The organism is Kineococcus terrestris (genome assembly GCF_041020755.1).
Taxonomy (GTDB): domain Bacteria; phylum Actinomycetota; class Actinomycetes; order Actinomycetales; family Kineococcaceae; genus Kineococcus; species Kineococcus terrestris.
In genome coordinates this window covers 22936-35617 of the sequence record NZ_JBEUEI010000010.1, presented here as the reverse complement: position 1 = coordinate 35617, position 12682 = coordinate 22936, and the positions used below count along the sequence as shown (strand labels likewise).

Here is a 12682-nt window from a genome sequence, read left to right as displayed (position 1 = left end):
CGCGCCGTCCCCGCGCCCGCCCGGCGGGCGCGGGGACCCTCAGCGGGACAGCGTGCGGGACAGCTCCTCCAGCCGCCCGCGCTGGGCGCGCATCCGCGCCAGCTCCCGGTCCCGCCGCTCCACCAGCACGGCCGTGACGAACGCCTCCGCCGGCACCCCCGCCGGCGGGGGCGGTGCCACGTGGGCGGCCAGCGCGCCCGCCAGGTCCGCGCCCAGCCGGCGCCGCGAGTCCGGGTGCAGGCGCTCGGCCCGCGCCAGGAACTGCCGCGCCGCCACGGCCGTCGGCGCCGGCAGCCGGCCGATGTCCGCCTGCCGCGCCCACCCCGCCAGCTCCGGCGGCATCGGCGGCAGCGGCACGTGCTTGGCCGCGGTGCGCTCGCGCACGACGAACGTGCCCGCCAGCAGGTCCCCGAACCGCTTGCCGCGCGCGGTGACCAGCGCGCACAGGATCGCCGGGCTGCCCAGCGTCGCCCACAGCTCGAAGAACCCCAGCAGCGCCCGCGCCAGCGCGTGCCGGAAGCGCACCGGCCCGCCGTCGTCGCGCACCACCCGCAGCCCGGTGACCAGCTTGCCCAGCGAGCGGCCCCGCGTGACGGTCTCCACCAGCACCGGCACGCCCACCAGGCACAGCACGACCTCGGCGAGCACGATCGCCGCCGTGGCCGCCTCGTCGAGCTCGCCGGCCAGGGCCTGCGAGCCGAACAGCACGAGCAGCAGCAGCAGACCGACCGCGACGGCGTCGACGACCGCCCCCAGCATCCGCGAGGCGAACGAGGCCGCCCGCAGGTCCAGGACCACCGCCTCGCCGGTGACCAGGTCGCCCGAGCCGCCGGCCACGTCGCCCAGCCGTCCGCCGGCCGCGGCCGCCGCCGCACCGGGCAGCAGGGGCGCCGCCGGGCCGGCGGCCGGGCGCGCCGGGGCGCCGCTGTCGTCGGTGTCGGCGCTGCGCCACGGGTCGGCCACCCGGCCACGGTAGCCACCGCCCGCGCGCGCACCCGCCGCGCGGGGCGGCTCCGTAGGCTGCCGGGGTGGACGTCGACGCGTACCGGGCCGTGCACGAGGACGAGTGGCAGCGGCTGCGCCGGCTCGTGCGGACCCGGCACCTGAGCGGCGCCGAGGTCGACGAGCTCGTCGTCCTCTACCAGCGCACCGCCACCCACCTGTCCTCGCTGCGCTCGGCGCAGTCGGAGCCGGTGCTGCTCGACGAGCTGTCCACGCTGCTGGCCCGGGCGCGCGCCCGCCTCACCGGTGGCCGGCCCTCCACGTGGTCGGCCGTGACCCGCTTCGCGGTGCGCGGGTTCCCCGCCGCCGTCTGGCGCGCCGGCGGCTGGTCCCTGGCCGCGGCCGCCTTCACCCTGGCCCTGGCGACGCTCGCCGGGGTGTGGATCGCCGGGAACCCCGCGGCGCAGGCCAGCGTGTTCGGCTCCGACGCCGACGTGCGCCGCCTCGTCGAGCAGGACTTCGCGAACTACTACTCCGAGTACGCCAGCGCCTCGTTCGCCGGGCGGGTCTGGACGAACAACGCCTGGGTCGCCGCGACCTGCGTGGCCCTGGGCGTCACGGGGGTGTTCGTCGTCTTCGCCCTCGCCCAGAACGCCCTCAACGTGGGGCTGCAGGCCGGGCTGCTCATCGACAACGGTCGCGGCGAGGTGTTCTTCGGGCTGATCCTGCCGCACGGCCTGCTGGAGCTGACCGCCGTGTTCGTGGCCGCCGGTGCGGGCATGAAGCTGTTCTGGGCGTGGGTGGCGCCCGGGCCGCGCAGCCGCGCGCAGTCCCTGGCCCGCGAGGGGCGGGCCATGGTCGGCACCGCCCTGGGCCTGGTCGTCGTCCTCTTCGTCTCCGGGCTCATCGAGGGGTTCGTGACGCCGTCCTCGCTGCCCACGTGGGCGCGCGTGGGCATCGGCGCCCTCGCCCTGCTGGCCTTCCTCGCCTACGTCGTGCTGCTGGGCCGGCCCGCGGCGCGCGCGGGGGAGACCGGCGACGTCGAGGCCCGCGCGGCCGGGGACGTCGCCCCCGTGCGCGGCTGAGCGCGGGGCCGAGCGCGGGCCGCCCCGCGTGAGAGCCGTCTCACGATCACCTCACGGAGCCCTCACCCGCCGTTCCTAGCGTCGTCGCCACGACGCGGCACCGGGGAAGCGGTCCGCACCGAGGAGACACCGGAGGCGACCGTGCACCAGACGGCTCACCAGGGCACGCGCCCGCTCCAGGACGCGCTGGGACGCCCGCCGGGACGCCGTCCCCGGGTCGCCCTGTACGGGCACGACACCTGCGGGCTCGGGCACCTGCGCCGCAACCTGGCCCTCGCGGCCGCCGTCCGCTCGGCCCCCGGCCGCCCCGACGTCCTCGTCCTCACCGGCTCCCCGGAGGCGCAGCGCTTCGAGCGCCCCGAGGGCGTGGAGCTGGTCGTGCTGCCGTCCGTGCGCAAGGACGCCGACGGCCGCTACCGCTCCGGCGCCCTCGACGTGCCGCTGGCCGACGTCGTCGCGCTGCGCAGCGCCACCGCCGCCGGCGTCCTCGCCGCCTGGGAGCCGGACCTGCTGGTCGTCGACAAGGCGCCGTGGGGGTTCCAGCAGGAGCTGCGCGGGGCGCTGACCCGGCTGCGCGCCGGCGGCCGCACCCGCACCGTCCTGGGCCTGCGCGACGTCCTGGACCACCCCGACGCCGCCGCCCGCGAGTGGCGGCGCGACGGCGGCGACGACGCGCTGCGCGCCGTCTACGACGAGGTGTGGGTCTACGGCGACGACCGCGTCCACGACGTGCGCACCGAGCTGGCCCCCGGCACCCCCGCACCGGCCCTCGGCGCGCCCGTGCGCTTCCTCGGCTACCTCGCGCAGGGCCGGCGCGACGCCGGCGCCCCGCCGCTGCCGCGGCACCGCCCCGGCACCCGCACGGTCCTGGCCGGCGTCGGCGGCGGCCAGGACGGCGCCGCGCTGACCCGGGCGCTGCTGCGCACGGCGCTGCCCGACGGCGTCGAGCTGGTCCTGCTGCCCGGGCCCTTCGCGCCCGACGGGCTGCGCGCCGAGCTGGACGCGGCCGCCGCCGCCCGCGACGACCTGCACGTCGTGGCCTTCACCGGCGCCGCCGCCGACTGGGCCGCGCAGGCCGACGCCGTCGTGTGCATGGGCGGCTACAACACGGTCGCCGAGGTGCTGGCCACCGGCACCCCCGCCCTCGTCGTGCCCCGCACCAGCCCGCGCCGCGAGCAGGAGGTCCGCGCCCGCGCCCTGGCCGCGCACGGCCACCTCGACGTCCTGATCGCCCCCGGCCCGGAGCGGCTGTCCGCCTGGGTCGCCGGGGCGCTGACCCGGCCCCGCGCCGCCCGCACCGGCATCGCCCTCGACGGCCTGGACGCCGTGCGCCGCCGCGCCGGCGAGCTGCTGGCCGGTGACCCCCTGACCGGCGACCCGCTGACCGGCGACCCGCTGACCGGCGACCCGCTGACCGGCGACCTGCCCGCCGCCCCCGCGCTCGCGACCGTCCCCGCCGTCCTGCCCGACCTCGCCGAGGTGCCCCGTGCCTGCTGAGACCGCCCCCACCGCCCCGCGCGTCGGCTACGTCGTCAAGGTGTACCCGCGCTTCTCCGAGACGTTCGTCGTCCGCGAGGTCCTGGCCCGCGAGGCCCAGGGCGAGGACGTCGTCGTCGCCAGCCTGCGGCCCACCACCGACACCCGCTTCCACGCCCTGCTGGCCCGGGTCGCCGCCCCCGTCACGTGGCTGCCCGAGAGCGGCGGGCGCTCCAGCGCCGCCCTGTGGACCGCGCTGCGCCGCGCGCAGGACCTCCCGCACCTGACCGCGGCGCTGCCGCACCTGCTCGCCGAGGACGTCGACGTCGCCGCCCAGGCCGTCCACCTCGCCGTCTGGGCCCGCGAGCAGCGCGTCACCCACCTGCACGCCCACTTCGCGTCCCTGCCCGGGCGCACCACCCGCCTGGCCGCGCTGCTGACCGGCCTGCCGTACACCGTCACCGCCCACGCCAAGGACCTGTTCGTCCACGGCGCCGGCCCCGACGGCCCCGACGGGCCGGTGTGCCCGCGGGTGGACGCCGTCCTCGCCGACGCCGCCGCCGTGGTCACCGTCAGCGACCACAACGTGGCCCACCTGGCGGCCCGCCACCCCCGCGCCCGCGCCGTGCGCGTCTACAACGGCCTCGACCTCGACGAGCTGCCCTGGAGCGAGCCCCGGAGCGCGCCCGCCGCGGAGCGCGTCGTGGCCGCCGTCGGGCGCCTGGTGCCCAAGAAGGGCTTCGACGTCCTCCTGGACGCCGTCGCCCTGCTGCGCGCCGCCGGCGACCCCGTCCGCCTCGACCTCGCCGGCAGCGGGCCCGAGGAGGCGGCGCTGCGCGAGCGGGCGCGCGCCGCGGGCCTCGCCGGCGCCGTGCGCTTCCTCGGCCCGCAGCCGCAGCACGCCGTCGTGGACCTGCTGCGCCGCAGCGCCGTCTTCGCCGCCCCCTGCGTCGTCGCCCCCGACGGCGACCGCGACGGGCTGCCCACCGTCCTGCTGGAGGCGATGGCCGTGGGCACCCCGGTGGTCTCCACGCCCGTCACCGGGATCCCCGAGGCCGTGCTCGACGGCGTCACCGGCACCCTCGTGCCCGAGCGGGACCCCGCCGCCCTGGCCGCCGCGCTGCGCCGCCTGCTCGACGACCCGGCGCTGCGCCGGGAGCGCTCGCGCGCGGCCCGCCGCCTGGTGGAGGAGCGCTTCGACGCCCGCGACCAGGCCGCCCGGCTGCGCGCCCTCACCGCGGCCCCGGCGGTGGCGGCGTGAGCGGGTCCGGCACCGGCGCGGGGCCCCTGCCCGGGGTGCGCGCCGGCACCCGCGTCGTCCTCGTCTGCCTCGACCCCGGCGTGCCCGTCTTCGGCGGCAAGGGCTGCTCCGTGCACGTGCAGGAGGTGCTGCGCGTCCTGGCCGCCACGGGCGCCGACGTCCACGTCGTCACCACCCGCCCCGGCGGCCAGCCCCCCGCCGGCCTCGGCGGCGTGGCCGTGCACCACCTCCGGCTGCCGTCCGGGCGCACCCGCGCCGAGCGCGAGGTCGACCTCGTGGCCGCCGACGCCCGCGCCGGCGCCCTCGTGCGGGACCTGCTGCGCGGCCGGGAGCGCGACGGGTTCGTCTACGAGCGGTACGCGCTGTTCAGCTGCTCGGCCCTGGAGACCGCCCGCGACCTGGGCGTGCCCTCGGTGCTGGAGGTCAACGCCCCGCTGCCGCTGGAGCAGGCCCGCCACCGCAGCCTCACCGACGTCGCCGGCGCCGACGAGCGCACCGCGCGGGCCCTGCGCGCCGCCCGGCACGCCGTGGCCGTCAGCCGGCCCGTCGCCGACTGGGCGTCCGCGGTCGCCGGGGTGCCGGTCGACGCCGTCCCCAACGGCGTCGACGTCGACCGCTTCCACCCCGCCGACCCGCGCCGGGCCGACGACGGCGAGCTCGTCGTCGCCTTCGCCGGCGCGTTCCGCCCCTGGCACGGCGTCGGGCTGCTCGTCGAGGCCGCCGCCCGGCTGCGCGGGCTGCCCGGCCGCGACGTGCGCCTGCTGCTCGTGGGCGACGGGCCCACCCGCGCCGCCGACCTGGCCGAGGCCGCGCGCCGCGGGGTGGCCGTCGACGCCCCCGGCGCCCTGGCCCCGGCCGACGTGCCGGCCGCCCTGCGCGGCGCGGACGTGGCCGTCGCCCCCTACCCGCCGGGCCGTGCGTACTTCTCCCCGCTGAAGGTCGCCGAGTACCTGGCGTGCGGGCTGCCCACCGTCGCCGCGGCCGTCGGCGACCTCGCCGAGCGCTACCGCGACGGCGAGGAGCTGCTGCTCGTGCCGCCCGGCGACGCCGACGCCCTCACCGCCGCGCTGCAGCGCCTGCGCACCGGACCGGCCCTGCGCGGGCGGCTGGCCGCCGCGGGCCGCCGGGCCGTCGTCGAGCGGGCGAGCTGGCGGCGCACCGTCGAGCTCAGCCTCGCCCCGGCCGTCCGGCGGCTCCCCGGGCGCGTCGCCGAGGAGGTCCCCGCGTGAGCCGCCGCCGCTCCCCGCTGGCCCGCACCGCCCGCCTGGTCGCCCCCCACACGAAGGGCTCGCGGCCCCTGGCCGCCGGCGGCCTGCTGACCCTGCTGGCCGAGGTCGCCTTCCGGCTGGCCGAGCCGTGGCCGCTGAAGTTCGTCATCGACTCCGTCGTCCCGGCCGCCGCCGGCGGCGAGCCGGCCGCCGGCACCACCCGCCTCGTCCTGCTCGCCGGGCTGGCCCTCGTCCTCGTCGCCCTCGGGCGCGCGGCCGCCGCCTACCTGACGAGCGTCGCGTTCGCCCTCGTCGGCTCGCGCACCACCACGCGGCTGCGCGCCGCCGTCCACGACCGGCTCCTGCACGCCGAGCCCGCCTTCCACGCCCGCGCCCGCACCGGTGACCTCGTCACCCGGGTCGTCAGCGACGTCGGGCGCGTGCAGGAGGCCGCCATCACGGCCGGGCTGCCGCTGCTGGGCAGCGTCGTCACCTTCGTGGCGATGGCCGCCGTCATGCTCGTCCTCGACCCGCTGCTGGCCGTGGCCGTGCTGGCCGTCGTCCCGCTGCTGCTGCTGACCGGCCGCCGCTCCAGCGCCCGCATCACCGACGCCTCCCGCGCCCAGCGCAGCCGCGAGGGCGCCCTGGCCGCCGACACGTCCGAGTCCTTCGCCAGCATCGGCTTCCTGCAGGCCTACGACCTGCAGCCGGTGCGGGCCGCGGCGTTCTCCTCCGCCAACGACGGCACCCTGCGCGACGGGGTCCGCGCGCGCCGGCTGGCCGCCGGCCTGGAGCGGCGCGTGGACGTCCTCGTCGGCGTCGCCACCGCGGTCGTCCTGGTCGTGGGCGCCCAGCGGGTCCTGGCCGGTGCCCTGAGCGTCGGCGACCTCGTCGTCTTCCTCACCTACCTCAAGGCCGCGTTCCGGCCCGTGCGCGACCTGGCCAAGCACACCGGCCGCATCGCGCGCGCCGCCGCCTCCGGCGAGCGCGTCGCGGACACCCTGGACCGGGCGCGGCCGCTGCCCGACGAGCCGGGCGCGCGCGAGCTGGCCCGCCTGCACGGCTACGTGCGGCTGGAGGGCGTCACCGTCGAGCGCCGCCCCGGCCACGCCGTGCTGCGCGGGGCGGACCTGGAGCTGCACCCGGGGGAGAAGGTCGCCGTCGTCGGCCCCAGCGGCGCGGGCAAGTCCACGGCGCTGCAGGTGCTGCTGCGCCTGGTCGACCCGGTCGGCGGGCGCGTCCTGCTCGACGGCCACGACGCCCGCCGGCTGCGCCGCTCCTCGGTGCGCGAGAGCACGGCCGTCGTGCTGCAGGAGCCGGTCCTGTTCGCGGCCAGCGTGCGCGACAACGTGCGGCTGGGCCGGCCCGGCGCCACCGACGCGGAGGTGGAGGCCGCCGTGCGGGCCGTCGGCGCGCACGACTTCGTCAGCGCCCTGCCCGACGGCTACGACACGGTCGTCGCCGAGCGCGGCGGCTCCCTGTCCGGCGGGCAGCGCCAGCGGCTGGCCATCGCCCGCGCCATGCTGCGCCAGCCGGGCCTGCTGCTGCTGGACGAGCCGACGACGGGCCTGGACGCCGCCTCGACCGCCACCGTGCTGGACGCGCTGCGCCGGCTGGCGCAGGGGCGCACGACGCTGCTGGTCACCCACGACACCTCGCTGCTGTCGTGGTGCGACCGGGTCGTGGAGCTGCGCGACGGCCGCTTCGCCGACGTCAGCGCCCGGTACGGGGTGGGTCTCGGAGCGGGCGCGGCGGCGGTCGCGGGGGAGCGGCGGGACGAGCGGGTGCGGGCGTGAGCGCGGCGACGGACGGGGCGGTGCGCGGCGCGGAGGGCGCGCTGGACCCGGCCCTGCCCGCCCTCGCCCCGGCCCTCGACGACGCCCGGCTGCGCGGCTGGGCCGCCCGGCACGGTGTCGCGCTGCCCGCGGGCGCCCGGGTGGACCGGCTGCGCTGGAAGCCGGGGACGAGCGTGCGCGCGGCGGTCGACCCCGGCGACGGCGGGCCGTGGTGGCTGCTGCTGGGGTACGGGCCCGGCGCGTGGGGCAAGGCGGGCAAGGACCTGCGGGCCGCGGCGGGCCGCCCGCGCGCGGTGGACCCGGCCGCACGGGCCGTCCTCGTGCCCGCGGCCGTCGACCGCGGCCTGCCCGCGCTGCGCCGGCACGCCGACCTCGCGGCGGCGCGGCCGCTGGCCCACAACCCGGCCCGGCGCGCCGTCCTGGCCGTCGGGGCGGCCGCCAGGGGCGACGGGGACGGCGGCCTCGTGGTGAAGGTCCACGCCGACACCGCGACGGCGGCCCGCTCGGTGCGCGCGGCGGCGCTGGCCGCCCGCGCCGGGGTGGCCGTGCCGGCGGCCCGGCTGCGCGACGCGCACGTGGCCGAGCAGGAGCTGCTGGCCGGCGCGGCGCTCGACGCGGGGGGGTCCCCGGTCGGGGACGAGGTCGCGGGGGAGGTCGCGGGGGAGGTCGCAGGACTGCTGCGCGGCTGGTGGGCGGCCGACCCCGCGGACCTGCCGGGGCTGCCCGTCCTGGCGCCCGCGGCGCTGGCCGCCTCGGTGCGCGCCGCGCTGACCGGCCCGCTGGCCCTGCCGGCCGCCGACCTGGCCCGCGCCCGGGACCTGGCCCGCCGCTGGCAGCGGGCCGCCGACCGGCACCCGGACGTCCTGGCCCCGCGCGTGCCCGCGCACGGGGACCTGTCCGCCGACCAGGTGCTGCGCGCGCCGAACGGGCGCCTGGTGCTGCTGGACCTGGACCGCGCCGCCGTGGCGCCCGCGGGGTGGGACGCCGCCGGGTGGCGGGCCGCCGCGACCGCCGCCGCCCCGGCGGGCGAGGACGTGGTGGGGGACGTGGCGGGGGCGGTCCTGCCGGGTCCCGCCCCGCACCCGCTGCTCGTGGCGGCCGCCGCCGCGCTGCGGCTGCCCGAGCCGTTCCGCCGCCGCCGCCCCGACCACACCGCCCGCGCCGGGGCGCTGCTCGCGCTCGCCGGGCGCGCCCTGGAGGAGGTCCCGTGCTGACCCCGACCGCTCCGCCTGCCGACCCCCGCGCCGCGACCGGCGCCGGGCCCGGCGACCTCGCGCTGCCCACCCCGCCGGGGGTGCGCTGGCGCCGCGCCTGGCCCGGCAAGGACGGGCGCCTGGTCCTGGAGGGCCTGGAGGGCCTGAAGGGCCTGGAGGGCCTGGAGGGCCTGGAGGGCCTGGAGGGCCTGGACGACCTGGGCACCGCCGGGCGGGTCGTGGCCGCCACCGCCCGGCCCGTGCTGCGGGACGGGCGCCTGGTGGGCGCCGACGACCTCGCCGTCGTCGACGACGACCCGCGGCTGCCCGCGCTGGCCGCGCTGCGGGCGGGCGGGGCGACGCTCACGGCCCACCGCGCCGGCAAGCGGGCCGTGCTGCGCGAGGGCCCGCCGGGCGCGCCCCGCGCCTTCGCCAAGGTCGCCGGGTCCCGCGCCACCCGCACCGCCCTGGACCGGCTCGCCGCCCTGCGCGCGCTCCTGGCCGCGTCCGGCGCGCCCGCCCGGCCGCGGCTCGTCGACGTCCTCGACGCCGACCCCGGCGCCGGCGTGCTGCGCCTCGCGCCCGCGCCCGGCCGCGACCTGACCTCGCTGCTGGCGCGCGCCGGGGCCGGTGAGTGCCGGGCCGCGGGCCGCGCGACGGGCCACGCGCTCGCGGCGCTGGCCACCGCCCCGGCCACTGCCTCGGCCGCCGGCCCCGCGCTGCCCGTGCACACCGGTGCCGACGAGGCCGCCGTCCTGACCCGCTGGGTCGCCGACGCGCGCGCGCACGGGGTGCTGCCCGGTGACCTCGCCGCCGCGCTGGAGCGCGCCGCCGACGACGTCGCCGCCGCCCTGCGCGCGGCCGGTCCCGAGGGGCCCGCCGCGATCGTCCCGGCCCACCGCGACCTGCACGACGGGCAGGTCCTCGTCGACGGGACGGGCGGGCCCGCCGGGTGGGGGCGCGTCACGCTGCTGGACGTCGACACCGCCGCCCTGGCCGACCCGTGCCTGGACGCCGGCAACCTCCTGGCCCACCTCGACCTGGCGCGGTTGCTGCTCGGGCCCGCGCGCGCCGCGGCCGTGGACGCCCTGGAGGACGGCCTGCGCGCGGGCTGGGTGGAGGCCGGGCACCCCCTGCTGGCCGCCGCGCCCGGGCGGCTGGAGCTGCACCGGGCCGCCGCCCGGCTGCGGGTGGTCGCCGTCCACGCCTTCCGCGGCCGGGCCCGCCTGCTCGCCCCGCTCGCGCGCCCGGCACAGTGGGGGGCGTGAGCGACGTCCGCACCGCGCGGCCGCGCCGGGCGCGCGCGGGCCTGGTGGCGCGCCGCCTCGTCGTCGCCCTCGTCACCCTCGTCGCGCTCGCGGTCATCGCCGTGGCCGCCGACATCGCCGCGCGCGGCTGGGCCACCGACCGGGTGGCGGCCGAGCTGCAGCGCAGCGAGGGCCTGCCCGAGACGCCGCGGGTGAGCGTCGCGGGCGGCTCGTTCCTCCTGCAGGCCGCCCGCGGCCGCTTCGAGGACGTCACCGTGACGGCCGCGCGCTGGCCCACCGACGGTGTCGAGCTGCGCGACGTGCGCGCGCGCGTCCCGCGGGTGGACGTCCCGCGCTCGGTGCTGCTGGGCCGCGGCGGCACGGTCGACGTCGCCGCCGGCACGGTGCGCGCGGACCTGCCGTGGGCGCAGCTGTCCGAGCAGGCCTCGCTCGGCGGGATCCCCGTGGAGGTCTCCCGGGCGGGGGAGGACCTGCGCGGCACCACCGGGTTCTCCGTGTTCGGCCGCCGGATCGACCTGTCCCTCGTGGTGACCCCGCAGCTGGTGCCGGGGGCGGTCGCGCTGGAGCCGCGCTCGGCGGCCGTGGCCGGGCAGGAGGTCTCCCTGCGCGAGGCCCGCCGCGTCGCCGGGCTCGTCGGGTTCACGCTGCTGGACGGCTGGACCGTCCCGCTGGACGACGTCCCGCCGCAGGTGGACCTGAGCGCGCTGACCGTCACCGACGACGGGGTGCGGGTGGACGGGGCGCTGCGCCCGACGGCCTACGACGTGCCCTGAACCGCCCCGCGGCGGCACCGGCGCGATCTCGTGCCAGGCTCCCGGGTGTGACCTTCACCGCGGACCCCGCGCGCTACGACGCGATGCCCTACCGCCGCTGCGGCCGCAGCGGCCTGGACCTGCCGGCCGTCTCGCTCGGCTTCTGGCACAACTTCGGCGACGACAAGCCGTTCCAGACCCAGCGCGACATCGTCCGGCGCGCCTTCGACCTGGGCATCACCCACTTCGACCTGGCGAACAACTACGGCCCGCCCTACGGCAGCGCGGAGACGAACTTCGGCCGCCTGGTGCGCGAGGACCTGCGCCCGTACCGCGACGAGCTGGTGATCTCCTCCAAGGCCGGCTGGGACATGTGGCCCGGCCCGTACGGCGACCACGGCTCGCGCAAGTACCTGACGGCCTCGCTGGAGCAGTCGCTGCGGCGCATGGACCTGGAGTACGTGGACGTCTTCTACCACCACCGCCCGGACCCGGCGACGCCGCTGGAGGAGACGATGGGCGCGCTCGACGCGATCGTCCGCTCCGGCAAGGCGCTGTACGTGGGCCTGTCCAGCTACGGCCCCGAGCGCACCGCGGAGGCGGCGCGGATCCTGCGCGAGCTGGGCACGCCGCTGCTGATCCACCAGCCCTCGTACTCGATGTTCAACCGCTGGATCGAGGGCGGGCTGCTGGACGTGCTGGAGCGCGAGGGCGTGGGCTGCATCCCGTTCACGGCGCTGGCGCAGGGGCTGCTGACCGACCGGTACCTGGACGGCGTGCCCGCGGACTCCCGCGCGGCGCAGGGCAAGTCGCTGGACCCGGGGATCCTCACCGAGGAGAACCTGGGGCGGATCCGCGGCCTGCACGAGATCGCCCGCGGCCGCGGTCAGACGCTGGCGCAGCTGGCGCTGTCGTGGGTGCTGCGCGACCGGCGGGTCACGACGACCCTCATCGGCGCCAGCAGCGTGCAGCAGGTCGAGGACAACGTCGCCGCCGTCGCGAAGCTGGAGTTCACGCAGGACGAGCTGGACGCGATCGACGAGTTCGCGGTCGACTCCGGCGTCGACCTGTGGGCGCAGCCGCGCCTGTCCGCCGGCGACTGACACTCGTCCCGGCGCCCGCAGGCGACTCCTGGCGCGTCCGCCACCCCTCCCGCGAGGAGGAGGGTGGCGAGCGCGCCGGGAGCCGGGCGAGGCCGGCGGGTCAGTCGAGCTCGACCGTGCTGGGCCGCTTGCCCAGCCGCGTCGGCACCAGCGCGATGAGGATCCCCAGCGCGGCGACGACGCTGAGCAGGGCCGTCATCGCGTAGTTGATGTTGAAGGGGTTCCCCTCGGGGTCGCCGAGGATCGAGTACCCGAACACCGCCAGGGCGCCCATCACGAGCGCCAGCAGGACGCCGTACCAGCGCGCGAGCCGCGCGGTGCGCCGCCCCAGCAGCCCCAGCGCGCCGACGACGACGAACACGGCGCTCGTCAGCGGGTTGATCGTGAACTCCAGCAGCGACGTCTCGAGGTCCCCGCGCGTCCAGTCGGTGAACCCGGACACCGCGAACCCCGCGACGCCCACCAGCAGGAGGACCACCGCGGCGACCAGCGACAGGTGCTGGCCCGCCGTCGTGCGCGGCCGGGCGGTCGTCGTGCGTCCCGAGGCGTCGAGGCTCATACCCGTCCCCTACCCGCGCCGGCGCCCGCGGAAACCCCC

General features: G+C 79.5%; 11 protein-coding genes. 9 read left to right on the top strand and 2 right to left on the bottom strand.

The features are described 5' to 3' along the window. Nucleotides 1-39 precede the first annotated feature (39 nt). Nucleotides 40-963 carry an RDD family protein gene (locus AB8M62_RS08015; protein WP_369069178.1) on the bottom strand — a complete coding sequence of 308 codons (924 nt, stop codon included), beginning with the start codon at nucleotides 961-963 and terminating at the stop codon, nucleotides 40-42. 65 nt (nucleotides 964-1028) lie between these two features. On the opposite strand from AB8M62_RS08015, the gene AB8M62_RS08010 reads away from it, so the two are divergent. From AB8M62_RS08010 to mgrA, 9 genes are all read left to right on the top strand, one after another. Further along, nucleotides 1029-2027 (top strand): stage II sporulation protein M, encoded by a 999-nt coding sequence (locus tag AB8M62_RS08010; RefSeq protein ID WP_369052050.1) that lies wholly within the window; start codon nucleotides 1029-1031, stop codon nucleotides 2025-2027. 141 nt (nucleotides 2028-2168) lie between these two features. Beyond that, complete coding sequence (locus tag AB8M62_RS08005; RefSeq protein WP_369069177.1) at nucleotides 2169-3524, top strand: glycosyltransferase family protein; 1356 nt, start codon at nucleotides 2169-2171, stop codon at nucleotides 3522-3524. Further along, nucleotides 3514-4764 (top strand): glycosyltransferase, encoded by a 1251-nt coding sequence (locus AB8M62_RS08000; protein WP_369069176.1) that lies wholly within the window; start codon nucleotides 3514-3516, stop codon nucleotides 4762-4764. Before AB8M62_RS08005 ends, AB8M62_RS08000 begins: the two co-directional genes overlap by 11 nt. After that, the gene (locus tag AB8M62_RS07995) at nucleotides 4761-5993 is read left to right on the top strand and encodes a glycosyltransferase family 4 protein (protein WP_369069175.1); all 1233 of its coding nucleotides are present in this window, start codon (nucleotides 4761-4763) and stop codon (nucleotides 5991-5993) included. The genes AB8M62_RS08000 and AB8M62_RS07995 overlap by 4 nt, the downstream gene beginning before the upstream one ends. Next, nucleotides 5990-7768, top strand: coding sequence for an ABC transporter ATP-binding protein (locus tag AB8M62_RS07990; RefSeq protein ID WP_369069174.1), 1779 nt, complete (start codon nucleotides 5990-5992; stop codon nucleotides 7766-7768). Before AB8M62_RS07995 ends, AB8M62_RS07990 begins: the two co-directional genes overlap by 4 nt. Then, nucleotides 7765-8982, top strand: coding sequence for a phosphotransferase family protein (locus AB8M62_RS07985; protein WP_369069173.1), 1218 nt, complete (start codon nucleotides 7765-7767; stop codon nucleotides 8980-8982). The genes AB8M62_RS07990 and AB8M62_RS07985 overlap by 4 nt, the downstream gene beginning before the upstream one ends. Further along, entirely contained in the window at nucleotides 8976-10229 is a 1254-nt protein-coding gene (locus AB8M62_RS07980) for a hypothetical protein (protein ID WP_369069172.1), read from the top strand. The genes AB8M62_RS07985 and AB8M62_RS07980 overlap by 7 nt, the downstream gene beginning before the upstream one ends. Next, nucleotides 10226-11002 carry an LmeA family phospholipid-binding protein gene (locus AB8M62_RS07975; protein ID WP_369052057.1) on the top strand — a complete coding sequence of 259 codons (777 nt, stop codon included), beginning with the start codon at nucleotides 10226-10228 and terminating at the stop codon, nucleotides 11000-11002. Before AB8M62_RS07980 ends, AB8M62_RS07975 begins: the two co-directional genes overlap by 4 nt. 47 nt (nucleotides 11003-11049) lie before the next feature. Further along, the gene (gene mgrA, locus AB8M62_RS07970) at nucleotides 11050-12084 is read left to right on the top strand and encodes an L-glyceraldehyde 3-phosphate reductase (protein ID WP_369052058.1); all 1035 of its coding nucleotides are present in this window, start codon (nucleotides 11050-11052) and stop codon (nucleotides 12082-12084) included. A 100-nt stretch (nucleotides 12085-12184) separates the two neighbouring features. Here mgrA and AB8M62_RS07965 read toward each other — a convergent pair whose 3' ends face one another. Continuing rightward, on the bottom strand, nucleotides 12185-12643 hold the full coding sequence (locus AB8M62_RS07965; RefSeq protein WP_369052059.1) for a DUF4383 domain-containing protein: 459 nt from the start codon (nucleotides 12641-12643) through the stop codon (nucleotides 12185-12187). Nucleotides 12644-12682 lie beyond the last annotated feature (39 nt).

What these genes read in the sequence shown, in the direction of transcription:
- AB8M62_RS07965 (WP_369052059.1), bottom strand. Translation starts at nt 12,643, where the DNA reads ATGAGCCTCGACGCCTCGGGACGCACGACGACCGCCCGGCCGCGCACG.